We start from the raw sequence: 24,983 nt of genomic DNA on the forward strand, positions 1-24,983 counted from the left end.
ACCAGGAAGGTCATCCCGTGGTCGACTACGACGGCCGACTGTTCCGCAACACGGCCTATGCACCCGGATCCGCCCCCACCGCCCGCTACCACCAGGCAGGGGAGCTGCTGTGGGGCGACTTCGCCGGCGGCAATGTCCGCCGGGGTGCGCTGAGCGGCCGCGCGGACGCGGACGGACGCCTTGAATTCACGTACACCATGGTCCTCGTCGATGGCGAGGTGGTCGCCGGGCGGTGCTGGAGCACTCCCGAGGTCCTCGCGGACGGACGCATCCGTCTGCGGGAGACCTGGGAGCGCTACGGCGACCGCCCCGACCGCGGCGAATCGGAACTGGAGGAGATCCAGTGACCGGCGCCGCGGCCGCCGCGCGGCCGCTCAGCGGCGGCAGCGTGACGTGGGCCTGCACCAACGGCTTCTCGCCGGTGTTCATCTTCCCGTTCACCCCGGGTGACTACTACGGCATCGCCAATCTGCACGAGTTCCAGACGCTGATGTACCGGCCGCTGTACTGGTACGGCTCGCACGGCACCCCCACGGTGGACTACGAGCGCAGCCTCGCCCAGCCGCCGGAGTGGGACGAGGACGGGCTGACCGCCACGCTGACCATCAAGCCCTACAAGTGGTCCAACGGCGAGACGGTCGACGCAGACAGCGTGATGTTCTGGATGCATCTGCTGGAGGCGGAGAAGGAGAAGTTCGGCGGCTACTCGCCGGGCTTCTTCCCCGACAACCTCACCGGATACCGCAAGGTCGCCGACGACAAGGTCTCCTTCACCTTCGACCGGGTCTACTCGCAGAACTGGGTGCTGATGAACCAGTTCAGCACCATCACCCCGCTGCCGAAGGCCTGGGACCGGACGGAGGACGGGCCCGCCGACGCCACGCACGACCCGGCGCAGGCGTCCGCGGTCCACGCCTATCTCCGCGCCCGCAACGACGAGCGGACGACCTGGGACAGCAGCCCCATCTGGAGAGTGGTCAACGGACCCTGGAGGCTGCGCCGTTACACCATCGACGGGGTCTCCGGGGAAGCCGTACTGGTCCCCAACGAGAGCTACTCGGGCAGTGACAAGCCGCACCTCGACGAGTTCCGTCTCATTCCCACCGGGTCGGACGCCGATCAGTACGAGGCGCTGCGGCGGGGCCCGCGCGGGGAGGACTCGGTCCAGATCGGTTTCCTGCCGTTCGACGAGGTGACCGAGGACGGCGACCCGACCACGGGCGGCCCCAACCCGCTCGAGGACGACTACACCCTGGTTCCCCAACTCACCTACAAAATCCATTACTTCCCTATCAACTTCAACAACCCGACGGTCTCCGGGCGGATCTTCAAGGAGCTCTACTTCCGCCAGGCGCTCCAGTCCACACTCGACTCGCGCGGCGCCATCCGTGATGTCTACAAGGGGTACGGCTACCCGACGACGGGCCCCATCCCGGTGCTCCCGGACAGCGAGCTCCTCTCGCCGGCGCGCAAGGACGACCCGTACCCCTTCGACGTCGAGCGAGCACGCCGGTACCTGACCGACAACGGCTGGGACGTGTCCTCCACCCCCGGCGTCTGCGTCCGGCCCGGCACCGGGCCGGGCGAGGCCGGGGAGGGCATCCCGGCCGGCACCGAGCTCCGCTTCTCGATGCGGTACGCCGCGGGGCACCCCACGCTCACCGAGGTGATGCGGAAGTTCGCGGCCGACGCCGCGGAGGCCGGCATCCTGCTGGAACTCTCCGAGGTCGAGGCGAGCGTCCTGGTCCTGGAGGACACCACCTGTGTGCCGGGTCCCGACTCGCCCTGCCTGTGGCAGTTCAGCGACTGGAACGGCGGCTGGGGTTACGGCCCCGGCTTCTACCCCACCGGCGAGGCGCTGTACGCGAGCGGCTCCCCGGTCAACTTCGGCAGCTACAGCGACGCGCACGCCGACGAGCTGATCGCCAGGACCGTCGCCGGGGACCGGCTGGAGGATCTGTACGCGTACCAGGACTACATCGCCGAGCAGGTCCCGGTCATCTGGATGCCCAACTTCCCCTTCCGGTTGCTGGAAGTCGCCAACAACCTCCGGGGTGTGACGCCGATCAACCCGTTCGGCCTGATCAACCCCGAGGACTGGTACTACGTCGAGGAGCCCCATGTATCACCGGTTGATAGCACTCCTTGACGCCCGCCGTGCGGCCTACCGGCTGATCGACCACCCGGCCGAGGGCCGCACGGACATCGCGAGCATCCTGCGGGGCCACCCGCTGTCGCAGGCGGCCAAATGCATCGTCGTGCGGGTGAGCGTGACCAAGCGCCAGCGGCGCTATGTGCTCGCGGTGGTCCCGGGCGACCGTCAGGTGGACCTGGACGCCGTGAGCCGCCTGGCCGGCGGCACCAAGGCCGCCTTCGCCACCCGTGAGGTGGCCGAGCGGATGGCGGGCAGCGTCAGCGGCTCGATCATGCCCTTCTCCTTCGACCCCGACCTCGACCTCGTCGTCGACCGCAGCCTGCTGGTCCACGACGAGATCTTCTTCAACGCGGCACGTCTCGACCGGTCCGTGGCCGTCGCCACCACCGACTACCTCGCGCTGGCAGGGCCGCGCGTGGCCGAGATCGCCGCCGACCGACGACCGATGACTTTGGTGACCACTGGAGGTAGCGATGAGCGATGAAGGTGTGGTGTTGCTGGTCGGCAGCGGCGGCCGCGCGTACCGGGAGTATCTCCTGGCAGGGGCGGCCCGCCGGGCCCCCGTCTGGCTCCTGGACGCCGCCGGGCCGACCTGGCAGAAGGAGTACGTGGCCGGGAGCACGGTGGTCCCGCTGCGCGACCGGGCCCGGCTCATCCCCGACCAGGAGGGCCTGATCGCGGCCGCCGAGGCGGTGGCGAGGACCCGCGAGGTGAAGGGCGTCTTCTCCTACGACGAGACCCAGGTGGTGGCCACCGCGCACATCGCTGAGCGGCTCGGCCTTCCCGGGCTGACGGTCCGCGGCGTGGAGAACTGCCGCAACAAGCATCTGAGCCGGCAGGTACTGACCGACGCCGGGCTGGTGCAGCCCCGCTTCGCCTATGTGACGGATCTGGAGGACGCCCGCGCGGCGGCCGGGTCCTTCGGCTACCCGGTCGTGCTGAAGCCGCGCGGCATGGGCGCCAGCATCGGCGTCGTACGGATCGACGACGAGTCCGGGCTGGCGGCCGGCTTCGAGGTGGCGGACGCGGCCGGCCACGGCGGCTCGCCCTCGTACGAAGGCGGCATCCTGGTCGAGGAGTTCCTCGACGGGCCCGAGATCAGTGTGGACGGCGCGGTCTTCGACGGCGACTACACCCCGCTGTTCCTCGCCCGCAAGGAGACCGGTCTGGCTCCCTACTTCGAGGAGACCGGGCATGTCGTGAGCGCCACCGATCCGCTGCTGACCGACCAGGCGCTGATCGGCATGCTCGCCACCGCGCACCGGGCGCTCGGCGTCGGCTACGGGATCACGCACACCGAGGTGAAGCTCACCCGGCGCGGCCCGGCCATCGTGGAGGTCAACGCGCGTCTCGGCGGCGACCTCATCCCGTACCTGGGCCGGCTGGCCACCGGGATCGACCCCGGTTCCGTCGCCGTGGACGTGGCGACCGGCACCCGTCCGCTGCCCGTGCCCGAGCGGGCCACGACCGTCGGCATCCGCTTCCTCTACCCGGCGGCCAACGGCACCCTCCGCTCCGTCTCCCTGCCCGCGCCGGCGGACGCCGAAGGCCTCGTCGAGGCGAAGACGCTGGCCGAGCCGGGCGCCCGGCTGCTGCTGCCGCCGGACGGCTATCTCACCCGCTACGCCTACGTCGTCGCCGAGGGCGCCGACAAGGACGCCGTCGACACCGCTCTCGGCAAGTCCGCGGCCCTGACCACGGCGGTGCTGGACGATGACTGACGCACGTGACCCCGGCCGCCGGCGTATCGCGGTGGTCGGTGCCGGACTCGCCGGCACCCTGCTGACCTGGCGGCTGTCCCGGGCGCCGTACCGCTCCAAGGTGGACCTGTTCACCGGCGGATTCACCGACCAGTACCCGGGCGGGCACCCGGGCAAGGCCGCCGCCCCCGGCCGCCCCGCGGCCACGGCCCCCGACGCCACCGGCGCGTCCGGCGGTCTGGTCCGGGGATTCGAGAGGCACCCCCACTCGGCGACGCTGGCCGCCGCCAGCCTGGCCGAACTCCTCGGCGACGCCCGGCTCAACCGCTGGGCGGAGTACCGCGAGACCGGCTCGGTCTACGTCCTGCCCTCCGAGAGCGAGGTCCCCGACCTCACCGGTCTGGTGGACTCCGTCGAGCAGTGGATGCCCGGCGGGATCCGGGTCGAGACGCTGGAGGAACTGCGCCGCCACTACCCGTTCCGGGGCCTTCCCGACACGGCCGTCGGCATCGTCGAACCACGGGGCGGATACATCTCGCCCGCCTCGTTCCGCGACGCCGTCCTCGCCTGCCTCGCGGGCTCCGCCGACCTGGCGGACCTGGTGCGCACCCCGGTCAGCACGGTCACACCGGAGCTCACGGTGCGGCTCGCCGACGGGACGGTCCGGGAGTACGACACCGTCGTCGTCGCCGTCGGCGCCTGGACGCCCCGGCTGCTCACCACCAGCGGCCTCACCGATCCGGGGCTGCGGACCAAGCACATCCAGTACACCCTCTTCCCGGGGGCCGTCCCCGAACTGGGCTGCTTCACCGACGACATCAGCGGCCTGTACGGCAGGACCGCGGGGAAGAACGGACTGCTGCTCGGGCTGCCCAGCGACCGGTGGGGGGTGGACCCCGACCAGCTGCGGATCGACTGCGAACTGGCGGCCAGGGTCCGGCTCGTGGCGAACATCCGGCTCGGTCTCGACCTGCCGTCGACGGGCAGCGCCCTGGTGCACACCGTCGCCGCCGCCGACTGCTACCACGACCCGGCGGGGCTCGCCCTGCGGCCGGTGTCCGAGGTGGCCGGACTGTTCAGCTTCACCGGCGGCAGTGGCGGCGCGGCCAAGACGGCCCTGGCCGCCAGCCGCATCGCGGCGACCGCGCTCACCGGCTCGCGGGTTCCGGCGCTCACCGCCTGACCCGTACGCCGACGAGTCTCCCCCCGACTCGTCCTTCTCCCCGTAACGCCGAAGGAGCCTCCCCCGTGACCGGCACCAATCTGACCCATGAGGAAGCGACCGTCCGCGGCGCGCTGCTCGACGTGACGTCGTACGAGGTGGAACTCGACCTCACGCGTGGCGCGGACACCTTCCGCTCCACCACCACGCTCACCTTCACGGCCCACCAGGACGGCGCGGCCGAGGCGGCGTCGACCTTCGCGGACCTGCTGGCGACCCATGTCCACGAGATCACCCTCAACGGGCGGTCGCTCGACCCCGCGGCCGTCCACCGCGGCGAGCGGATCGCCCTGGACGGGCTGGCCGCCGAGAACGTGCTGCGGGTCGTGGCGGACTGCGCGTACACCAACTCGGGTGCCGGGCTGCACCGTTCCGTCGACCCGGTGGACGGCCGGGTCTATCTCTTCACGCACTTCGAGGTGCAGGAGGCCCGCCGGGTCTTCACCACCTTCGAACAGCCTGATCTGAAGGCGCCCTTCACCTTCACCGTGACCGCGCCCGCCGGCTGGACGGTCTTCTCCGCCTCCCCCACTCCCGAGCCGGAGCCGGTGTCGGCCGACGCCGCCGTCTGGCGGTTCGCCCCGACGCCCCCGCTGCCCACCTATCTGACCTCACTCGCGGCCGGTGACTACCACGTGGTGCGCGACAGCTATACCGCCAAGTCCGGGCAGGAGATCCCGCTGCGGGTGGCCGCCCGTGCCTCGGTGGCCGAACATCTGGACGCCGACGAGATCTTCGACATCACCAAGCGCGGCCTCGACTACTACCTCGAGGTCTTCGAGACGGCCTTCCCCTTCGCCAAGTACGACCAGATCTTCGTGCCCGAGTACAACCTCAGCGCCATGGAGAACGCGGCGACGGTGATCCTGCGGGAGACGTTCGTCTTCCGGTCCAAGGTGACCGACGCGGTGCGCCACCGGCGCGCCGCGACGATGCTGCACGAGATGGCCCACATGTGGTTCGGCGATCTCGTGACGATGCGCTGGTGGGACGACATCTGGCTGAAGGAGACGTTCGCCACCTACATGTCGGTGCGCGCCCAGGTGGCGACGACCCGCTGGACCGATTCCTGGACCGGCTTCGCCAACGCCGACAAGGCCAATGCCTACCGTCAGGACCAGCTGCCGTCCACCCATCCCATCGCGAGCCCCGCGGGCGACATCGAGCAGGCGCTGGAGAACTTCGACCACATCACCTACTACAAGGGCGCCTCGGCCATCAAGCAGCTGGTGACCTGGGTGGGCGACGAGGCGTTCTTCACCGGGATGCGGAAGTACTTCGCCGCGCACGAGTGGGGCAACAGCACCCTCGCCGATCTGCTCGGCGCGCTGGAGGAGGCCTCGGGCCGTGACCTGGGCGCCTGGTCGCGCGAGTGGCTGGGGCAGGCGGGCGTGAACACACTGCGGCCCGAGTACACCCTCGACGCCGACGGCGCGTTCGCCTCGTTCGCCGTCCTCCAGGAGGCGCCCGCCGAGCACCCCGCGCTGCGCTCGCACCGGCTGGCCGTGGGCCTCTACTCCCGCCGGGACTCCGGCCTGGAACGGGTCGGCCGGGTCGAGGTGGATGTGACCGGGGCGCGCACGGAGGTCCCCGCGCTCATCGGCACGGCCAGGCCGGACGTGGTGCTGCTCAACGACGACGACCTCACCTACGCCCTACTCCGGCTCGACCCGCACTCACTGGCCACGCTCCTCGAATCGCCGCGTGGTGTCGGCGAGTTCACCGACGGGCTGCCGCGCGCCCTGAGCTGGGCCGCCGCCTGGGACATGGTCCGGGCCGGCGAACTGGCCGCCCGCGACTACATCCGCCTGGTCCTGGCCGGCGCGGACAGCGAGACCGACACCGAGGTTGTCCAGACCCTGCACAGCTCCCTGCTGACCAGCCTCGACCAGTACGTGGCCCCGGAGGCACGGCAGCAATCGAGCGACGCCGTGGCCGACGCGGCGCGGCAGCGGCTGACCTCCTCGGTGCCCGGCAGTGACGTCCAGCTCTCCTGGGCGCTGCTGCTGGCGCGGGTGGCGAACCGCCCCGCCGACCTGCGGCTGATCGCGGACCTGCGCGACGGCACGGTCACGGTCGACGGCCTCGTGGTCGACACCGAGCTGCGCTGGGCCCTGCTGGCCGCGCTGGTACGGGCGGGAGAGGCGGGAGAGGCGGAGATCGAGGCCGAGCGGGAGCGGGACGGCACCACGACGGGCGCGGAGAACGCAGCCGGGGCGCTGGCCGCGCGGCCGGACCTGTCGGCCAGGGCCGAGGCGTGGGAGGCCGCCGTGCGCGGTGAGGTCAGCAACGGCACCCAGCGCGCCCTGATCGGCGGCCCCTTCAGCTCCATCGGCCTCGGAGTCGTCCAGGGCGACCGGCCCGAGCTGCTGCGCGACCACGCCGAGCGGTACTTCGCCGAGATCGGCCGTGTCTGGTCCGAACGCTCGCCGGAGGTGGCCCGCAATGTCGTGATCGGTCTCTACCCCCGGCTGCTGGTCGAGCAGGAGACCGTCGACCGTACCGACGCCCATCTCGCCCGGGAGACCCCCGCCGCGCTGCGCCGGCTGCTGATCGAAGGACGCGACGAGGTCATCCGCTCCCTGCGTGCCCGCCGGGTCGACGCGGCACGCGGCTGAGGCCCCATCCGGGCAGATCGCGGCCAGGCGGGCCGCGACGCCGGCGAGCAGGAAGGGAGGGGTGACCCGTTGATGAACACCCACGACGTACCGGACCCCAGATCGTCCGTGCTGGCCCATTTCTCCTCGGAGTTGCTGCAGCTGCGGACCAGGGAGCGGCTGTCCCAGCCGGAGCTGGCGAGGATGGTGGGTGTGGTGCAGGCGGTGCTGGGCGAGATCGAGACCGCGAAGCGGATCCCCGATCTCCCCTTCGCCGTGCGCCTCGACGAACTCTTCGCCACCCATGGTCATTTCCAGCGGCTGTGGCCACGGGTGGTGAAGTACGCCTACCCGGCGTGGTTCAGGCCGTTCGTCGAGAAGGAGGCGTCGGCCGGGCTGATCCGCACCTTCCAGGCGCAGTTCGTCCCCGGTCTGCTGCAGACCGAGGACTACGCGCGGTCGGTGCTCTCCTCGGGGCCGCTCGGCGCCGTGGAGGATCTGGTGACCGCGCGCCTGGCGCGCCAGCGGGTCCTGGCCCGGAAGAACCCGCCGGTGCTGCTGTCGGTGCTCGACGAGAGCGTGCTGCGCCGGGAGATCGGGGGCCGTGCGGTGATGCGGTCACAGCTGGGCCGGCTGCTCGACGCGTCCGCCACGCCGGGCACCGTGATCCAGGTGATCCCCTACTCCTCGGGGGCGCACGCGGGGTACGGCTCGTTCACCGTGCTGTCCTCGGTGCACGGGGACGACACGGGGTACGAGGACGGCTGTTTCCGCGGCCGGATCCTCGTCGAGCCGGACGAGCTCCAGGCCGCCGTCGAGACGCACGAACTCCTGCGGCGGACCGCCCTGGCACCCGACGCCTCGCGGGATTTGATCAGAACCGTCATGAAGGAGCTGTGACCGATGAACGACGCACCGCGCCTCGGGGGCGTGACGTGGCGCACCAGCAGTTACAGCAGTGGAAACGGAGGGGACTGCGTCATGGTCGGCGACGGCCTGTGCGACGCGGTCCCGGTACGGGACAGCAAGGTGCCCGCGGGCCGGGTGATCGTCTTCCACGGCCGTGCGTGGTCGGCGTTCGTCGCCGGCGTCGCGGGCGCGCCGGCTGGTGCGTTCAGTTCAGGTGCAGACCGCGTCCGCTGATGTATCCGGCCTGGAACCTGCTCTCGGCGCCGAGCTGTTCGAAGATCTCCGCGATGTACTTGCGGCACGTGCGCAGGGACACGCCGAGCCGCCGGGCGATCGTCTCGTCCCGCAGGCCCTCGCTGAGTAACCGCAGGATCACCTGGTGGGTGTCGTTGAGCTGCGCGGACTCCTCGGGTTCGGTGGTGATGGCCTGCCCGAACGGTGTGGCCTGGTCCCAGGCGGAGTTGAACACGCTGTAGAGGAACGCGATCATCGACGGGTCCCGGATGATGGCCGCGGCCCCGGTGACCGAGTGGTGCGGGATGAAGGCGATGGTGCGGTCGAACGAGATGAGCCGGCCGAAGAGTTCGGCGCTGGTGCGCACCTCCGCACCGAGGGCCGTGACCTGGTCGACATAGGTGCGGGTCGGGGCGTGGTGGCGGGCCGAGTGCTGATAGAGCGTCCGCATCCGCACCCCCCGCTTGATCAGCTCCATGTCGCGGGTGAGGGCCTGTTCCAGCTGTTCCGGCGGGCGCCCGCCGCCGGGCTGGCAGGAGATCATCTCCAGCTTCGCGCGGGCGCTCGCCTCGTCGACGAGGGAGACCACGTCGGAGGCGGCGCCGAGGACCTCGACGGATGCCGCGGTGGTATTGACGTCCCCGTGAATCGAGTAGAGGTCGGACAACTCGTCGAAATTCTGGCGAGAAATCCTCAGATCGACCATCAGACTGCGGAGCCGTGACTCCGTCGCCGCCAGACGGGCCGCCGCGATCTGCGGGTTGAGTACCCGCCAGAGAGAACTGGAGGAACCCGTTCCCCTTGGGTTCTCGACCGGGAATTCCTCCATCAACTGGACAGATGCGAGCCTCTCAAGGGCCTCTTGAGCCGACTCGCGGGAAAGGCTCAGGACATCCGCTATTTGATCGACGGCCACCAAGTCCCGTCCGATGGCCCACTTGTAGACCCGCATATGGGTGTCATCAAGCCGCTGACCGGACGCGGGATCACCGATAAAATCCCGTTTGTCCACTATTGCCCCCCGTAACTCGCCCTCCTGGAGCATAATGGCGCCGCCCCTGCCCGGAGGCAAGCTTTCAGCCAGGAGACTCCCAACTCGCTTGCCCAGCACCATTACCGGCGACCGCCGCCCGGACCGAATATTAATTCTCTGCTAAACATTTCTACGTCCATCCGGCCGCGTGACCGTCCCCGAGTGGCGGCGGCGGGGCCTTTTCCATTTCTCTTCATCTTCTCTTCAATGAGGTGACCCCGTGGACGGACCGACACTCGCCGAACTGCGCCGGGCGGTGACCGCCTACACCCGCTACACGGCCGCCGAGCGGTCCTGGCGCACGTTCACCGGGGAAACCGGGCCGCACGCCGACCCCGCCGTCGCCGGACATCGCGACGCTCTGCTGCGCTGGCTGAACGCGGCCGGCTGCCGCATCCGCTACCCGCGCGAGGGAGAGCCCGATCTGTTCCACACCGGCATCGCCGGCTGGTGGCAGCGCTGGGGCAGCCGACTCCCGCTTCCCGGCGTCGCTTTGACGGATCTCACCGATCAGCAGATCGAATGGGCCGGGGCCTGCTTCGGGGAACTGAGCGCGACTCCGGCGGCGCTGGCCCGCCGGCCCCGCCCGCTCGGCCCGACCGCGGCGTCGAAACTCCTGCACGCGCTGCGCCCGCAGGCGCTGATGCCGTGGGACGCGGCCATCGCCCAGGCCCTGCACGGCAGCCGGGACGGCGCCGCCTTCGCCCGGCACCAGACGATCGGCCGCGCATGGGGCCGGGCGGTACTCAAAGAGGCGGGCGCCGACGAGGCGTCCCTCGCCGGCGCCCTGGGTGTGGCCGGGCGGCCACTGGCCAAGATGCTGGACGACTACTGCTACCTGGTGCTCACCGCGGGTGAGTGAGACGCCAGGACACGCTGGGCCAGTACGCCGAAGACGACGCCGAAAACGGCCCAGAGCACGGCCTGAATGGCCAGCGACGCCACCCTGAACTCCCACAGCAGCGCGGCCGGGAACCCGGCCTGGACCGCGTCACCGTTCGACGGCAGGAAGACGAAGGCGACGACCACCGCGGCGACGAAGCCCGCCGCCGCGACGAGGGTCGCGTTCCAGTTGCCGAGGCGGGGCGCCAGCCTGCGGCCGGCGATCACGGCGGCGATGCCGAGCAGCACACTGAGCAGGATCATCAGGAAGAACAGCGTGGTGCGCTTGCCGATGGTGTCCGGATTGCCGACCGCCGGCGGTGTCGCCGGGTACTTCAGGAAGGGCACCAGATAGACGGTGGTGAAGGCGGCAGCCGCGGTGAGCGCGGCCGTCGCCCGGGGGCTGAACCGGCCGAGCCGTCCCATGGCGAAGCAGAAGACCAGGGCCGCGATGCCGCCGAGGGCGACGCCGTAGACGAGGACACCGGTGGCCAGCCCCGCGGTCGACTGCACCGCACGGCTGACCAGTTCCTCTTCCTCCCCGGCTTCCTCCCCGGCGGGAGCGGCGCCCGCGCCGTGTCCGGCGTGGGCATGCTGGGCCGCGGCCTGGGTCTCCTCCACCGCGATGGAGCCGTCCACCGGGGGCTCACCGACCGCGTAGGCGACGGCGAAGGCGAACAGTCCGGCGATCAGGCCCGCGAGCATGCCGCGGACCAGGAGGCCTCTGACAGTTGAGGCGTACATGTGCTCGGTGCCTCTCAGTGGCAGGGGAAACCGAGCAGGTGACGCCCGTCGTGGACCCATTCGTGCACGTCCGCCCCGGCGAAGACGGAGGTGGCTCCCTGCTCGGCGCCCACGAAGTACAGCGCGATCAGCGCCAGAAGACCGACGAACACGGCCCAGGGGAGCACGGCGCGTACGGGCAGCGCCGGGACGGGCAGGGAAGGGGTGGATGCGGAAGCGGAGACGATCGCCTCGGCCATGGGGAACCTCCTCGGGGAACACGCGTCCCATATGGTGGTGCACGACGACGGTCCACGGGTCTGACTCGCCCCGGCGCCGTCCCTGTCGGGACACCGCCGTGGTTCACAGTGGCGCGACCGTGCCGGATTTCCACCGGACTTCCGTCTCGCCGTCGTCACGATGTTCAGATGTCGCCGTGACCGTACCGCGCGGAGGGCACCCCGCCAAGGGCGTGAGTCCGTTATCACTCCTGAACACCCCCGATCCCCCCTGATCACGCCGCCGACCCGGCCCTCTGAAGGAACGATGACCGTACACATCACGCTCGTGTCCCCGGCGGTCAACCAGGCCCTGCGGGAAGCCCGGTTCGACGACGACGGCCCCCTCGATCCGGCGGGGCTCGCGCGCGCCGGGGCGGCGGCGGGCTCCCTCGCCGGGGCCGAGCGGGTGCACGCCTCACCGTCCGCCCGCTGCCTGCGGACCGCCGAGGCGCTCGGTCTGCGGGCCGTGCCCGCGGACGCCCTCGCCGGCTGCGCGATGGGCCGGTGGAGGGGACGGACCCTCGAGGAGGTCATGGCCGCCGAACCGGACGCCGTCGCCGCGTGGCTGTCCGACCCCGCCGCCGCGCCGCACGGCGGCGAGCCGCTGCGGGACCTGCGCGCCCGGGTCGGCGCCTGGCTCGACGCGCTGCCCGAAGGCGGCGGCCGTGTCGTCGCCGTCGTCGAACCGGACGTGGTGCGGGCCGCCGTCGTCCACGCCCTGGCCCTCCCCGACGCGACCTTCTGGCGCCTGGACGTCCGCCCGCTCACCGCCACCGACCTCAGTGGCCGGTCCGGACGCTGGAACCTCCGGACGGGCCGTCCGCTGGACGCCTGACGGCCGGGCACCCCGCCCGTCGGGGCGACGGCGCGCCGAGCCGGTGGCACACTGGTCCGCCGGTCGTTTCGAGGAGCCTGCCGTGCCGATGATCAGCAACCTCCGGCGCGTGGTGCGCCGCGCCTACCACCGCACCGTGGACCTGAGCCACCCCGCGCGATCTCCGCTGGGCAGCTCGGTGGTCAACTGCGTGCTGTACGAGGGCGGGGCACGGCAGACCGGCTCGTGCCCGGCCGAGGAGGCGGTGCGGCGGGCCCGCAAGTCCGGCGCGGGATTCGTCTGGATCGGGCTGCACGAGCCGTCCGCGGAGGAGTTCGCCGGGCTCGCCGAGCTCTTCGGGCTGCATCCGCTGGCCGTGGAGGATGCCGTACAGGCGCATCAGCGGCCCAAGCTGGAGCGGTACGACGACACGCTGTTCGCCGTCTTCAAGACGGTCCGGTACGTCGAGCACGAGGAGCTCACCGCGACCAGCGAGGTGGTCGACACCGGTGAACTGATGGTGTTCACCGGTCCCGATTTCGTCATCACCGTCCGGCACGGCATGCATGGTTCGCTCGGCCCGCTGCGGGAGCAGCTGGAGGCCTCGCCCGAGCAGCTGGCGATGGGGCCCGCCGCCGTGCTCCACGCCATAGCGGACCACGTCGTGGACGACTACCTGGCCGTCACCGACGCCGTGCGCAACGACCTCGACGCCGTCGAGAGCGCCGTCTTCAGCGAGCAGGCGAGCCGGGGTGACGCGGGCCGGGTCTACCAGCTGAAGCGGGAACTGCTGGAGCTGAAGCGGGCGGTGGCGCCCCTGGACCGCCCGCTGCAGGCCCTGGCGACCCGGACCCTGCCACCGGTGGGCCCGGACATGCACCCGTACTTCCGTGACGTCGCCGACCATCTCTCCCGAATCTCCGAGCAGATCGCCTCCTACGACGGCCTCCTGGACTCGATCCTGCAGGCCCACCTGGCGCAGGTGACCGTGGCGCAGAACGAGGACATGCGGAAGATCACGGCGTGGGCGGCGATCGTCGCCGTGCCGACCATGGTCTGCGGGGTGTACGGCATGAACTTCGAGCACATGCCCGAGCTGCGCTGGACCTACGGCTACTACCTCGTCATGGGCGTGATGGCGGTGGCGTGCTTCCTGGTGCACAGGAGCTTCCGCCGCAACGGCTGGCTGTGACACCCGTGTCCGGACGGCGCGTCAGCGGCTTACCGGACACCCGGCCGGGCTGTCCTCCCGGCCGCCGCCGGAACGGAATCCGGCCATCCCCCACCCCCTAGGCGTCCCCCACCAGCCGGGAGGATGCCCGATTACTGGGGGGTTGCATCTCAGGGCCGGTGCGATTACCGGCCATGCCTAGGCTCGCTCATGTGTTCTCGAACCCAATTCCGTGCGGTGCGCGGAGCAAGGCGAGCGAGGGGGAAATGGTGGGACTCGTTGAGCGGAACGGACATACGGAATTGCTCGACCGTCTGCTGGCCGAATGTGCGGCTTACAAGGGCAGCGCGGTGGCATTGGACGGACCCGGACCGAACGGGAAGACCGAGCTGTTGCACTATGCGATCGCACAGGCGGAAAACGCCGGTGTGAGGGTGCTGCGGGCGGTGGGGGCGCGGGCGGAGCGGGCGCTGGGGTTCGGCGTCCTGGCGCAGCTCTTCCACGGGGCCGCGCTTCCCGAGGGGGTCGTGCGCGAGGTGACCCCGTGGCTGGAGAGGGGCGCCGAGGCCGCCGGGGAGAGCGAGGCCGCGGAGGTCCCGGGGGCCGGACTGGTGCAGGTCTTCGACCGGGTCTGCCGGGTCCTGCTCGAACTGGCCGCCCGGGAGCCGCTTTTGATCGCCGTGGACGACGTCCACCACGCCGACGCGGCGACGCTGCACTGTCTGCTGCATCTGGCCCGGCGTATCGGCCCGGTGCCGATTCTGCTGGTGCTCGCGGACGACACCAGTATCCGCCCGGAACTTCCGCTGTTCCGTGCCGAGTTGCAGCGGCGTCCGTACTGCCACCGGCTGCGGGTCGATCCGCTCACCCCGGAGGGCGTGCGCGAACTGCTCACCGAGCGGCTCGGGGCGGACGAGGCGCGCACGCTCGCGCCGGAGTTCCATGCCGTGTCGGGCGGCAACGCGCTGCTGCTCGCCGCGCTGGTCGAGGACCATCTCGTCTCCGGCGGCATCCGGCCCCAGGGCTACGGTCTGGCGTTCGCCGGCCATCTGGAGCGCGGGGACGCGACCGCGCTCGCCGTGGTCCGGGCGCTCGCGGTCCTCGGTCACGAGGAGCACGGTGAGACGGGCGAGGGGGAACTGGCCGAGCTGGCAGGCGTGTCGGCGGCAGAGGCGACCGCCGTCCGGGCGGCGCTGAACGACGCGGGGCTCCTCGAAAGCGGCTGGTTCCGCTCCGAGGTCGCCCGGCTCGCGGTTCTGGAGTCCCTGTCGCGCACCGACCGCGACGCCCTCCAGCTCGCCGCCGCCCGGCTGCTGCACCAGCGGGGAGCGACGGTGCAGCGGGTCGCCGCGCATCTCGTCGAGGCGCAGTCGGCACCCGGCGCGTGGGCCGTGGACGCGCTGCGCGAGGCGGCCGAGCGCGCCCTGCTGGCCGACCGGCGGCCCACCGCGACCGCGTGCCTCGAACTGGCGCATCGTTTCTGCGAAGACGGGGCCGGGCGTACGTCCATCCTTGCCCGGCTCCTCCATGTCGAGTGGCTCGGCAATCCCTCCGCGGCCGGCCGCCACCTCTCCACCCTCACCACCGCGGCGGGCGCGGGCCGTCTGGGGCAACCGGAGCGGATCGCGCTGATACGCCGGCTGCTGTGGCACGGCCGCACCGAGGAGGCGGGCCGGACGCTCCAGCGGCTGCGGGCCACGAGCCGGGTCCCGCTGCCCGGTCAGTCCACCGAACTCCCGGACTTCGAGCACTGGATCGCCTGGACGCACCCCTCGCTGGCGCTGGAGAGCCGCCCCCAGGCGGCGCCCCAGAACGAAGCGGCCGGCGGCGCCCTGCCCGGCGCCGGGTTCCCGGCCCGCACGGGACCGCTGCTGCACTCCACGGGCCTGCTCGCCGACGCCCTGACCCGCGGCCGGCCGCAGGAGGCCGCCGAGCGGGCGGAGTGGCTGCTCGGCGACCTGGAGCGGGTCCGTACGGACGAGTGGGCCGAGGAGGCCGCGCTCACCGCGCTCGGCGTCCTCACGGCCGCAGGGCGGCCCGCGGACACGCTGGCCTGGTGCGACCGGCTCACCGCCAGGGACCCCCACCGGCTGCCCGCCACGCTGCGCGCCTTCCTGGCCGCCGCGAAGGCGGAGGCGGCGCTGCGCACCGGCGAGCTGACGACCGCGCTGGCCGAGTCCCGGCTCGCGCTCGCCGTCCTGCCGCCGAAGGCGTGGGGCACGCTGGTCGGGCTCCCGCTGGGCACCCTGATCCTGGCGGCGACCCGGACCGGCGACCACGCGGAGGTCGCACGGCGGCTGACGCAGTCGGTGCCTGAGCAGATGTTCGAGACCCGGCACGGGCTGACGTATCTCCACGCCCGCGGCCACTACCAGTTGGCCACCAATCACTGCCATGCAGCGCTGGCCGACTTCCTGTCCTGCGGTGAGCGGATGCGGGCATGGGGTCTGGACGTCCCGGGGCTGCCGCAGTGGCGGATCGGCGCGGCCGAGGCATGGCTGCGGCTCGGCAACACCGACCAGGCCAAGAAGCTCGCGTACGACCAGCTGGGCCGGCCCGACGCGGCCGCGCCGTACTCCCGGGGTCTCGCGCTGCGGCTGATGGCGGCGTCGGGGCCGACGAAGCGCAGACCGCAGCTCCTCGCGGAGGCGCTGGACCTCTTCGAGGAGTGCGGCGACCGGTACGAACAGGCGCGGGTGCTGGCCGATCTGAGCCATGCCCACTACGCGGTGCGCGACAGCCGCAGGGCCCGGATGCTGTTCCGCCGGGCGCGTCACATGGCGCGGCTGTGCGACGCCGGGCCGCTCTCCGAGGAGTTGCTGTCCGCCCCGGAGGAGCTCGGCGGCGACTCGGCTGCCAAGGGGCCGGAGTCCGACGCGGCCGGCGCCGCGCTCACCGAGTCGGAGCGGCGCGTCGCGGCGCTCGCCGTGCGCGGCTACACCAACAGGGAGATCGCGACCAAGCTGTACGTCACTCCCAGCACGGTGGAGCAGCACCTGACCCGTACGTACCGGAAGCTCGGCATCAAGCACCGCAGGGAGCTGCCGGCCGGTCTCGGTACGGAGGCGGGCAGTGGACGCGCCGCGTGAGGACGGGTGCGACGCGACCGAGGTGTCGGTCTTCACGGCAGATACGAAACCGTGCAGTTGGTACGTTTCCTGGGTCGGACGGGACGGGGTGCGGCAGGTGCGCGCCCTCCCGTCAGGGATCACCAGACCGACCATAGACCCACTTCCACCTGCGAGTTCGCCCTCTACCCGGCCTGCCTGCCAGACACGAGGCACAGGCACAGGCACGAACGGCACCAGCCCAACCGCCGCTACATGACAGCAGATTTAACCGTTTCCACATTGACAAAAGGACCGGGCGGTTGGTTTCTTAAGGGGGTGCAGTCGTCAGTTGTCCTCCAGCCCTGCCAGAGACGGTGGTCACGGTGAAGTTCGGAGTCCTCGGTCCGGTCGAAGTCCTCAGCGGCGGTACGCCCCTGGCCCTGGGCGGCATGGTCCAGCGCGCGGCGCTCGGGTACCTGCTGCTCCACAGCAACAAGGTCGTCGCCACCAGCGCCCTCGTACGGGCGGTCTGGGGCCACGACGCGCCGCCCACGGCCCGCAAGATGGTGCAGAACGCGGTCTCGCGCCTGCGCCGCACGCTCGCCGAGGGTGATCTGGACGCCGGCGCCGTCGAACTCACCACCTGCTCGCCCGGCTACCTGCTGCGCATCGACCCCGACACGGTCGACGTCCACCGGTTCCGGACGCTGGCCGAGCGGGGGCGCGCCGAGCTGTCCCACGGCCGGCAGGACCGGGCGGCGGCGACCCTCGCCGAGGCGCTCGCCCAGTGGCGGGGCCCCGCGCTCGCCGACCTCACCGAGGTCGGGATCGAGTGGCCGCAGACCACGCTGCTGGAGAACGAGCGGCTGGCCGCGTTCGAGGACAGCGCCGAGGCGAGCCTGACGCTCGGACGCCACTTCGAGATCGTCCGCGAACTCGAGGCCATGACGGAGGCGGAGCCGACGCGGGAGCGGCTGTGCGGCCAGCTCATGGTGGCGCTCTACCGCTGCCACCGGCAGCGCGAGGCCCTCGCCGTCTACCAGCGGACCCGGATGGCGCTCGTGGAGACCTTCGGTCTCGACCCGGGCCGCGAACTGCAGTCCCTGGAGATGAAGATCCTCCAGCACGACGAGTCCCTGGCCACGCCGGGCCGGCTCCCCTCCCCCGCCCCGGCCCCCACGCCGCAGCGGACGCCCCAGGCGGCGCCGGCGCCCCGGCAGTTCACGGCGGCCATGGGAGCGGTGACGCCCCACACCCGCCCGGCCCGGGACCGCAGCGAGGAACTGGTCATGGCCCACCGCTGGCGGGGCGCGGACCCGCTGTGGGCGTCCTTGTGGTGAGGCCCGGCGCGGGCGAGCGCGCGGGCATGGGTGGCGTCGGCCCCCGCGTCGACGGGGAGGCGGCCTCGGCGGCCCACCTGTCCGGGGCCCTTCCCGGGGCGGTGGGCGCGGCCGGCGGGCGGCCCACTGGTCCACGGGCCGGGCCTTCACGGAACGTGCGTCGCCGGGGCGGCGGCCGAACGGGCGTTCACGGCCTGCGGGCCAGCAGTACCGCTCCGCGCAGGGAGGACAGCCCTCCCAATACGGCCGCGTGGACCGGTGGCGGCGTCCATCCGGGGCGGCCGAGACGCGACACCTGGGCCGCGACCTCGTCGACGAGGCCCGGGATGCCCGCCGCGAAGCCGCCGCCCACCACGATCCGCGTGGGGTGGACCAGTTCGCTGAGGCTCACCGCCGCCGCGGCCAGCGCGGCGCAGCCCTCCTCGACGGCCTCGACGGCCCAGGGCAGACCCGCCGCGTACCCGTCCCGCAGGACGGTGAACTCGACCGGCACGCCCCGTAGTTCCGCCGCCCGCCGCAGCGTCGCGGGGCCCGAGGCGACGGCCTGGACGCATCCCCGGCGGCCGCAGTCGCAGAGCTCGCCCGCGAGCCGGTCCACGATCGTGTGGCCCACCTCGCAGGAGCCCGACCCTGGTACCGGACGGCCGTCGAGGACGATGCCGCCGCCGATTCCCGTACCCACGCCCAGATAGACCAGGTCCCGGCAGTGGGCCGCGTCCGCCTCGGCGAGCGCCGCGAGATCGCCGTCGTCGGCGCAGCGCACCCGCGCGCCCGGCAGCAGCCGCCCCAACTCGGCCGTCAGGTCGACCCCCTGCCAGAACGGCCGGCCCGGCCAGGTGCGCACCCGCCCGTCCGGGGCGAGCGTCGCGGGCATCGCCACACCGACCGCCTCGACGGGCCGCGGAAGACGCGCCCGCAGGGCGGCCGTGTGCTCGGCCAGCGCGGCGAGGTCGTCGCGAACGCAACGGCTCGCGGGCCAGCGGAACGACGATTCCGTCTCCTCCCCCGCGTCCCCGGAATTCTCCGTGCGGAAGGCGACCTTCGTGCCTCCGACATCTATTCCCAGATAACTCACGGCTTCTCCTCCGAGGATGACCCATCAGGGTGCAGGGCGGCGTTGGGGGGTCCATAGGGGACCGGTCGGACATGTCTCGAACTAGCTTCTTCTCAGGCACTCGGAAGCGGGAGGGAACATGTTCACCGAAGAATGGCGTACGGCGGATACCGGCAATTCCTGCGAAACAGCTCTGCGTATTTTCACGGGAGATCCGGGGGGCGCGGGGGGCCTCGGGGCCGCTCCGGCGCCCCCGGCTCCGCTGGAGGCACTGCGGGTGGTGGTCCTCCAGTCCGTCGAGGCGGTGATCGCCGCCGCGACCGGCCGTCCGCTGCCGAGCGCGGCGGAGGGCGGGAGCGGTACGCCGTGATCGAAGGGCTGCTGCCGCGGGTCGCCGTCTGGGCCGAGGCCTTCGGTGACGATCCCGGACCCGTCACCGGGTCCGGGCCGCGGCCGGACGGCCTGTACGAGGAGGAGTGGGCGGTCGTCGCCGGCGCCGTGCCCTCCCGGCAGCGGGAGTTCACCGTCGTACGACGGTGTGCGCGGCGCGCGCTCGCCGACCTCGGGCTGCCTCCCGTACCCCTGCTGCACGGCCGCCGCAACGCCGTCGTCTGGCCCGACGGCGTCATCGGCAGCATGACCCACACGACCGGCTACCGCGCCGCCGCGCTCGCCCGGCGCGACGATCTGGCCGGCCTCGGGATCGACGCCGAGCCGGATCTGCCGCTCCCCGACGGGGTGTTGGCGAGCGTGGCCCGGCCCGCCGAGCTGCGACACGTGGCGGCGCTGGCCGCCGCGCGGCCCGCGGTGGCCTGGGACCGGCTGCTTTTCAGCGCCAAGGAGGCGGTGTACAAGACGTGGTTCCCGCTGTCGGGGCGGGAGCTGGACTTCCCGGACGCCGAGATCGCCTTCGACCCGGCCGGCGGGAGCGCCGGAACGTTCTCCGCCAGGCTGCTGGTGCCCGGTCTGCCGCTCGGCGGCGAGAAGGTCACCCGCTTCGACGGACGGTGGGCGGCGGACCGTGGTCTGCTGCTGTCGGCGGTGGCCCTCAGCGTCCCGGCACGAGCGCATCGCGGACCAGCGCGGTGATGGCCTGCGGGTGGTCGGCGAGGAAGAAGTGCCCTCCGGGGAACACATGGAAGTCGATGCCCGCGGGCACGTGCTGCTCCCAGGCGGCCGCGTCGTCGACGGAGACGCGCGGGTCGCTGTCCCCCACCAGTACGGTCACGGGGCAGCCGATCGTCGCGCCGGGCGCGCAGCGGTAGGTCTCCACGGCGCGGTAGTCGCCACGGATCACCGGCAGCATCAGCCGCAGCAGTTCCTCGTCCTGGAAAACCCGGGGGTCCGTCCCGCTGAGCGCCTCCAGCTCCTTCAGCAGGCCGGCGTCGTCGAGGCGGTGGATCAGGTGCTCTCGGTCGAGGCCCGGGGCCGGGCGGCCGGAGGCGAAGAACGCCACCGGCGGGGTGCCCCGGCGCTCCAGCCGCTGGACGACCTCGAAGCCGACGGTGGCGCCCATGCTGTGCCCGAAGAGGGCCAGCGGCGCGTCGGTCCACGGCTCGAGCGCCTCCGTGATCAGGTCGGCGAGGGCGCCGACGTCCGTGACGGGCTCCTCGCGGAACCGGTCCTGGCGGCCCGGGTACTGCACAGACAGCACCTCGATGTCCGGGGAGAGCGCGGCCGAGAAGGGGCGGAACCAGGGCGCGGAGCCGCCCGCGTGCGGCAGCGTCACCAGTCGCACGGCGGCGTCCGGCGCCGGGTGGTAGCGCCGGATCCACGCGTCGCGGTCGAACGCGGCGCCGGTCGGACCACCGGTCGGGGATGTCGATTCAACGGTCAGGGGTGTCACGGGAGTTCACCTCACGATGGCGGTCCGGCCGTCCTGGCCGGACCGAGGGGGTGCCTGGGTCCGGGGGCCGGGGCCGGTGGACGGGGCCGGCCCCCGGGGAGCGTCGACGCTCGTCACATGCCGGGCGAGGTCATGCCGAGCAGCGCACGCGCGGCGAGGGGATAGCCGAGCGCCCCCATGCCGACGATCACGCCGTGCGCGAGCGGGGCGAGTACCGACTCGTGCCGGAACTGCTCGCGCGCCCAGACGTTCGACAGATGCACTTCGATCCAGGGACGCGGATAGCTCGCCAGAGCGTCCCGCAGCCCCCAGCCATTGATCATGAGAGCACCGGGATTCACGATGGCGCCCACCGTGTAGTAGTGCTCCTGGATCGCCTTGATCAGCTCGCCCTCCGATTCGCGCTGTACGGACACGAGGTCGTACCCACGCTCGGCGAGCTCCTTCTCGATGGCCTGCTCGATGTCGAACAGGGTGGCCGTTCCGTAGACCTCGGGTTCACGGCGGCCGAGTATGCCCAGGTTCGGGCCGTTGACCAGGAGTATTGCGCTCACGGTCCCACCTCTCTGCATTCGGGGAGAATGCAGAATTTCTAGCACCCTTTTCCATCGGCGGGAAACCGCAGGGGGTGGAGCGGGAAATTCAAGGGGGTATACAGGGGGGTGCCTAGGGGATGGGAAGCGTCGTTATCCGTGGGGTAGCGTGATAACCGCGGCGTGGAAAGGCCCCCGCCAGACCGGTTGAATTCTATGCCGAATTCATTACCCGGCACAGGTTCCCCTCGAAAAGAAGGATTGGTTGAGCATGTCTGGTAACCGACAGCCTCTCGAACTTCCCCAGTGGCCCCAGTACGGCGACGAGGAGCGGGCCGGCCTGATCCGCGCGCTGGAGCAGGGGCAGTGGTGGCGGATGGGAGGCAGCGAAGTCGACTCCTTCGAGCGGGAGTTCGCCGAGTTCCACGGCGCGCAGTACGCCCTCGCCGTCACCAACGGCACGCACGCCCTGGAGCTGGCCCTCCAGGTGCTCGGCGTCGGCCCCGGCACCGAGGTCATCGTGCCCGCCTTCACCTTCATCTCCTCGTCGCAGGCGGCCCAGCGCCTGGGCGCCGTCGCCGTCCCGGTCGACGTCGACCCCGAGACGTACTGCCTGGACGTCGCCGCCACCGAGGCGGCCATCACCCCGCGCACCAAGGCGATCATGCCGGTGCACATGGCCGGTCACTTCTCGGACATGGACGCGCTGGAGAAGCTCTCCGCCGACAAGGGCATCCCGATCATCCAGGACGCCTGCCACGGCCAGGGCGGCGAATGGCAGGGCCGCAACTACGGCGAGCTCGGCTCGGTCGCCGCGTTCAGCTTCCAGAACGGCAAGCTGATGACGGCCGGCGAGGGCGGTCTGGTGCTGTTCCCCACCCGCGAGCTGTACGAGGAGGCCTTCCTGCGCCACTCCTGCGGCCGGCCGCGCACCGACCGCAAGTACTACCACCAGACGTCCGGTTCCAACTTCCGGATGAACGAGTTCTCCGCCTCCGTGCTCCGCGCCCAGCTGGCCCGTTACCCCTCCCAGCTCGCCACCCGGCAGGCCCGCTCCGAGCTGCTCGACTCACTGCTCGCCGAAATCCCCGGCGTCGTCCCGCAGAAGCACGACCCGCGCGTCACCTCGCACCCCCACTACATGGCGATGTTCCGCATCCCGGGCCTGGCCGAGGATAAGCGCAACGAGCTCGTCGACAAGCTCATCGAGCGCGGCCTGCCCGCGTTCATCGCCTTCCGCGCCATCTACCGCTCGGACGGCTTCTGGGAGTCCGGCGCCCCGGACGAGACGGTCGAGCAGGTGGCGGCCCGCTGCCCCAACACCGAGGCCATCAACAACGACGCCATCTGGCTGCACCACCGCACGCTGCTCGGCACGCCGCAGCAGATGCACCAGGTCGCCGAGATCATCGCGGACACACTGGCGGAGGCATGAGCGCCGCGCCGTCCGGCGGAGGCCGCGTCGTCCGCGTCGCCGTCGTGGGGCTCGGCTGGGCCGCCAAGTCCATCTGGCTGCCGCGGCTGCGCGAACACCTCTCCTTCGCCGTCACCGCGGTCGTCGACCCGGACCGGGCCGCCCTGGCCGCGGCCGTACACGACCGCACCGGCACCCAGCTGCTCACCAGCGTCGACGAACTGACGCCTGAGATCGCCGACCTGGCCGTCGTCGCCGTACCGAACCATCTGCACGCGACGATCGCCTGCCGGCTCCTGGTCAACGGCATCCCCGTCTTCCTGGAGAAGCCGGTCTGCCTCAACTCTGAGGAGGCCGAGCAGCTCGCGGCGGCGGAGACCGGCGGGGGGTCCCTGCTGCTCGCCGGAAGCGCCGCGCGCTACCGCGCCGATGTTCTCGCACTGCGGGAACTCGTCGCCAATCTCGGGCACATCCGGCACGTGGACCTCTCCTGGGTCCGGGCGCGGGGCATCCCGGACGCGGGCGGCTGGTTCACCCAGCGCCAGTACTCCGGCGGCGGGGCCCTCGTCGACCTCGGCTGGCACCTCCTGGACACGGTGGCGCCGCTGCTCGGCGACGTCAGCTTCGACCAGGCGCTCGGCACGGTCTCCGACGACTTCGTCCGCAGCGCCGCGGCCCGCGCCGCCTGGCGCGAGGACCGGCCCGAGGACGCCCCCGAGGCCGAGGGCGACGTCGAGGACACCGCACGCGGCTTCCTCGTCACCGACAGCGGCGTCTCCGTGGGGCTGCGGGCGAGCTGGGCCTCGCACGAGCCGCACGACGTCACCGTGATCCGGGTCGACGGCAGCGAGGGCACGGCGACGCTTCGCTGCACCTTCGGGTTCAGCCCCAACCGCGTCGAGTCCGCGGAGCTGACGCTGACGAAGGACGGCACGGTCACGGAGATCCCCTTCCCCGTGGAGCCCATCGGCGCGGAGTACATGCGGCAGCTCGACGAACTGCCGGCGCTGCTCGCCGACCCGGCGAGCCACGGGCGGGCGGTGCGCGAGACACGGCGGACGATCACCGTGATCGAGCGGATCTACGCGACGGCGCGGGAGGCCCGCGAGGCGCGGGCGGCCGTGGCGGCGGCAGCAGCCGCGGAGGCGGCGGAGGCCGCCCAGCAGGACAAGGCAGTGACCGCACATCCGGCGCCCGTCGTACGTATCGCATCTCCGGTACGTCCGGGCAGCGCCGACGTCCCCACGAACGGGCGGGCGACCCCCGCCCCGACTCACCGGTGAGGAAAGCCCCATGACCCAGAACATCGACTGGCACAACCGCGGCACCCGGGCGATCGTGTTCGACCTGGACGGCGTCCTCGTGGACAGCTTCGAGGTGATGCGCCAGGCGTTCACGGTGGCGTACGCGGAGGCCGTCGGCGACGGCCCCGCGCCCTTCGAGGAGTACAACCGGCACCAGGGCCGATATTTCCCCGACATCATGCGGATCATGGGGCTTCCCAAGGAGATGGAGGCACCCTTCGTCCGGGAGAGCTATCGCCTGGAACACCAGGTGCCGGTCTTCGACGGCGTGGTCGACCTCCTGCGCGAACTGCACGCCAGGGGCATACGGATGGCCGTCGCGACCGGGAAGAGCGGCCCGCGGGCCCGCTCGCTCCTGGCCTCGCTGGGCATCGCCGACGTCTTCGAGCACATCATCGGCTCGGACGAGGTCGACCGCCCCAAGCCCGCACCGGACATCGTGCGCCTGGCCCTGCGGCTGATGGACGTCGCCCCGGAGAGGGCCCTGATGGTCGGCGACGCGGTCACGGACCTGACGAGCGCGCGGGGCGCGGGGGTCGCGGCGGTCGCGGCGATGTGGGCGGACGTCGACGAGGCGGACCTGGTGGCGGCGGCACCCGACGCGATCCTCCACTCCCCGTCGGACCTGCTGGCCCTGCTCCCGGTCCTGGACACGGTGTAACCGCTCCTCCCGCGTGGGCCCTGGCCCCGACCCCCACGAACGGGGGCCGGGGCCTGCGCG

The 24,983-nt window shown here is 71.9% G+C and carries 24 protein-coding genes; 18 read left to right on the plus strand and 6 right to left on the minus strand.

Annotated elements, in window-relative coordinates; all coding sequences use genetic code 11:
• Window positions 1-17: 17 nt before the first annotated feature.
• From ACZ5VC_RS04545 to ACZ5VC_RS04580, 8 genes are all read left to right on the plus strand, one after another.
• The gene (locus ACZ5VC_RS04545; RefSeq protein WP_468706116.1) at window positions 18-347 is read left to right on the plus strand and encodes an avidin-fold protein; all 330 of its coding nucleotides are present in this window, start codon (window positions 18-20) and stop codon (window positions 345-347) included.
• On the plus strand, window positions 344-2,149 hold the full coding sequence (locus ACZ5VC_RS04550) for an ABC transporter substrate-binding protein (RefSeq protein WP_469118599.1): 1,806 nt from the start codon (window positions 344-346) through the stop codon (window positions 2,147-2,149). Before ACZ5VC_RS04545 ends, ACZ5VC_RS04550 begins: the two co-directional genes overlap by 4 nt.
• On the plus strand, window positions 2,121-2,639 hold the full coding sequence (locus tag ACZ5VC_RS04555) for a YbaK/EbsC family protein (RefSeq protein ID WP_468706120.1): 519 nt from the start codon (window positions 2,121-2,123) through the stop codon (window positions 2,637-2,639). Before ACZ5VC_RS04550 ends, ACZ5VC_RS04555 begins: the two co-directional genes overlap by 29 nt.
• Window positions 2,629-3,876, plus strand: coding sequence for an ATP-grasp domain-containing protein (locus ACZ5VC_RS04560; RefSeq protein WP_469118600.1), 1,248 nt, complete (start codon window positions 2,629-2,631; stop codon window positions 3,874-3,876). The genes ACZ5VC_RS04555 and ACZ5VC_RS04560 overlap by 11 nt, the downstream gene beginning before the upstream one ends.
• Window positions 3,869-5,038, plus strand: coding sequence for an NAD(P)/FAD-dependent oxidoreductase (locus ACZ5VC_RS04565; RefSeq protein WP_469118601.1), 1,170 nt, complete (start codon window positions 3,869-3,871; stop codon window positions 5,036-5,038). The genes ACZ5VC_RS04560 and ACZ5VC_RS04565 overlap by 8 nt, the downstream gene beginning before the upstream one ends.
• A gap of 65 nt (window positions 5,039-5,103) precedes the next feature.
• Window positions 5,104-7,695: an aminopeptidase N gene (gene pepN, locus ACZ5VC_RS04570; protein WP_469118602.1), complete on the plus strand. Its 2,592-nt coding sequence runs from the start codon at window positions 5,104-5,106 to the stop codon at window positions 7,693-7,695.
• 72 nt (window positions 7,696-7,767) lie between these two features.
• Entirely contained in the window at window positions 7,768-8,574 is an 807-nt protein-coding gene (locus ACZ5VC_RS04575; protein ID WP_469118603.1) for a helix-turn-helix domain-containing protein, read from the plus strand.
• Window positions 8,575-8,577: 3 nt separating this feature from the next.
• Window positions 8,578-8,817 (plus strand): DUF397 domain-containing protein, encoded by a 240-nt coding sequence (locus ACZ5VC_RS04580; protein ID WP_469118604.1) that lies wholly within the window; start codon window positions 8,578-8,580, stop codon window positions 8,815-8,817.
• On the opposite strand, the gene ACZ5VC_RS04585 is transcribed toward ACZ5VC_RS04580, so the two are convergent.
• Window positions 8,789-9,646: a helix-turn-helix transcriptional regulator gene (locus ACZ5VC_RS04585; protein ID WP_469118605.1), complete on the minus strand. Its 858-nt coding sequence runs from the start codon at window positions 9,644-9,646 to the stop codon at window positions 8,789-8,791. The genes ACZ5VC_RS04580 and ACZ5VC_RS04585 overlap by 29 nt on opposite strands.
• A 424-nt stretch (window positions 9,647-10,070) precedes the next feature.
• Here ACZ5VC_RS04585 and ACZ5VC_RS04590 point away from each other — a divergent pair, with 424 nt between their 5' ends.
• Window positions 10,071-10,712, plus strand: a complete 642-nt coding sequence (locus ACZ5VC_RS04590) for a hypothetical protein (RefSeq protein ID WP_469118606.1) — start codon at window positions 10,071-10,073, stop codon at window positions 10,710-10,712.
• On the opposite strand, the gene ACZ5VC_RS04595 is transcribed toward ACZ5VC_RS04590, so the two are convergent.
• Window positions 10,685-11,476 carry a CbtA family protein gene (locus ACZ5VC_RS04595; protein WP_469118607.1) on the minus strand — a complete coding sequence of 264 codons (792 nt, stop codon included), beginning with the start codon at window positions 11,474-11,476 and terminating at the stop codon, window positions 10,685-10,687. The genes ACZ5VC_RS04590 and ACZ5VC_RS04595 overlap by 28 nt on opposite strands.
• Before the next feature lie 14 nt (window positions 11,477-11,490).
• Complete coding sequence (locus tag ACZ5VC_RS04600) at window positions 11,491-11,715, minus strand: CbtB domain-containing protein (protein WP_469118608.1); 225 nt, start codon at window positions 11,713-11,715, stop codon at window positions 11,491-11,493.
• Window positions 11,716-12,001: 286 nt separating this feature from the next.
• Here ACZ5VC_RS04600 and ACZ5VC_RS04605 point away from each other — a divergent pair, with 286 nt between their 5' ends.
• The 4 genes from ACZ5VC_RS04605 (at window position 12,002) to ACZ5VC_RS04620 (ending at window position 18,111) form a co-directional block, all read left to right on the plus strand.
• Window positions 12,002-12,571: a histidine phosphatase family protein gene (locus ACZ5VC_RS04605; RefSeq protein ID WP_469118609.1), complete on the plus strand. Its 570-nt coding sequence runs from the start codon at window positions 12,002-12,004 to the stop codon at window positions 12,569-12,571.
• 88 nt (window positions 12,572-12,659) lie between these two features.
• Window positions 12,660-13,742: a magnesium/cobalt transporter CorA gene (corA, locus tag ACZ5VC_RS04610; protein WP_469118610.1), complete on the plus strand. Its 1,083-nt coding sequence runs from the start codon at window positions 12,660-12,662 to the stop codon at window positions 13,740-13,742.
• Between the two features lie 245 nt (window positions 13,743-13,987).
• Window positions 13,988-16,810, plus strand: a complete 2,823-nt coding sequence (locus ACZ5VC_RS04615) for a helix-turn-helix transcriptional regulator (protein ID WP_469118611.1) — start codon at window positions 13,988-13,990, stop codon at window positions 16,808-16,810.
• A gap of 344 nt (window positions 16,811-17,154) precedes the next feature.
• Complete coding sequence (locus ACZ5VC_RS04620) at window positions 17,155-18,111, plus strand: AfsR/SARP family transcriptional regulator (protein WP_469118612.1); 957 nt, start codon at window positions 17,155-17,157, stop codon at window positions 18,109-18,111.
• Between the two features lie 187 nt (window positions 18,112-18,298).
• Here the strand turns inward: ACZ5VC_RS04620 and ACZ5VC_RS04625 are convergent, their stop codons facing one another.
• Entirely contained in the window at window positions 18,299-19,186 is an 888-nt protein-coding gene (locus tag ACZ5VC_RS04625) for an ROK family protein (protein ID WP_469118613.1), read from the minus strand.
• A gap of 118 nt (window positions 19,187-19,304) precedes the next feature.
• On the opposite strand from ACZ5VC_RS04625, the gene ACZ5VC_RS04630 reads away from it, so the two are divergent.
• Together ACZ5VC_RS04630 and ACZ5VC_RS04635 are read left to right on the plus strand one after the other, a co-directional pair.
• Window positions 19,305-19,535 (plus strand): hypothetical protein, encoded by a 231-nt coding sequence (locus ACZ5VC_RS04630; protein ID WP_469118614.1) that lies wholly within the window; start codon window positions 19,305-19,307, stop codon window positions 19,533-19,535.
• Window positions 19,532-20,254 (plus strand): 4'-phosphopantetheinyl transferase family protein, encoded by a 723-nt coding sequence (locus tag ACZ5VC_RS04635; protein WP_469118615.1) that lies wholly within the window; start codon window positions 19,532-19,534, stop codon window positions 20,252-20,254. The genes ACZ5VC_RS04630 and ACZ5VC_RS04635 overlap by 4 nt, the downstream gene beginning before the upstream one ends.
• Here ACZ5VC_RS04635 and ACZ5VC_RS04640 read toward each other — a convergent pair.
• Together ACZ5VC_RS04640 and ACZ5VC_RS04645 are read right to left on the minus strand one after the other, a co-directional pair.
• Complete coding sequence (locus ACZ5VC_RS04640) at window positions 20,214-21,002, minus strand: thioesterase II family protein (RefSeq protein WP_469118935.1); 789 nt, start codon at window positions 21,000-21,002, stop codon at window positions 20,214-20,216. The two genes, ACZ5VC_RS04635 and ACZ5VC_RS04640, sit on opposite strands and share 41 nt — an antisense overlap.
• Window positions 21,003-21,124: 122 nt before the next feature.
• The gene (locus tag ACZ5VC_RS04645; RefSeq protein ID WP_468706157.1) at window positions 21,125-21,565 is read right to left on the minus strand and encodes a type II 3-dehydroquinate dehydratase; all 441 of its coding nucleotides are present in this window, start codon (window positions 21,563-21,565) and stop codon (window positions 21,125-21,127) included.
• Window positions 21,566-21,815: 250 nt separating this feature from the next.
• Between ACZ5VC_RS04645 and ACZ5VC_RS04650 the strand changes: the two genes are divergently transcribed.
• The 3 genes from ACZ5VC_RS04650 to ACZ5VC_RS04660 are packed head-to-tail and all read left to right on the plus strand — an operon-like array spanning window position 21,816 to window position 24,923.
• The gene (locus ACZ5VC_RS04650) at window positions 21,816-22,979 is read left to right on the plus strand and encodes a DegT/DnrJ/EryC1/StrS family aminotransferase (RefSeq protein WP_469118616.1); all 1,164 of its coding nucleotides are present in this window, start codon (window positions 21,816-21,818) and stop codon (window positions 22,977-22,979) included.
• Entirely contained in the window at window positions 22,976-24,241 is a 1,266-nt protein-coding gene (locus ACZ5VC_RS04655) for a Gfo/Idh/MocA family protein (RefSeq protein WP_469118617.1), read from the plus strand. The genes ACZ5VC_RS04650 and ACZ5VC_RS04655 overlap by 4 nt, the downstream gene beginning before the upstream one ends.
• A gap of 10 nt (window positions 24,242-24,251) precedes the next feature.
• Complete coding sequence (locus tag ACZ5VC_RS04660) at window positions 24,252-24,923, plus strand: HAD-IA family hydrolase (RefSeq protein WP_469118618.1); 672 nt, start codon at window positions 24,252-24,254, stop codon at window positions 24,921-24,923.
• The last annotated feature ends 60 nt before the right edge of the window (window positions 24,924-24,983 follow it).

This window comes from Streptomyces sp. NPDC033174 (assembly GCF_055577795.1).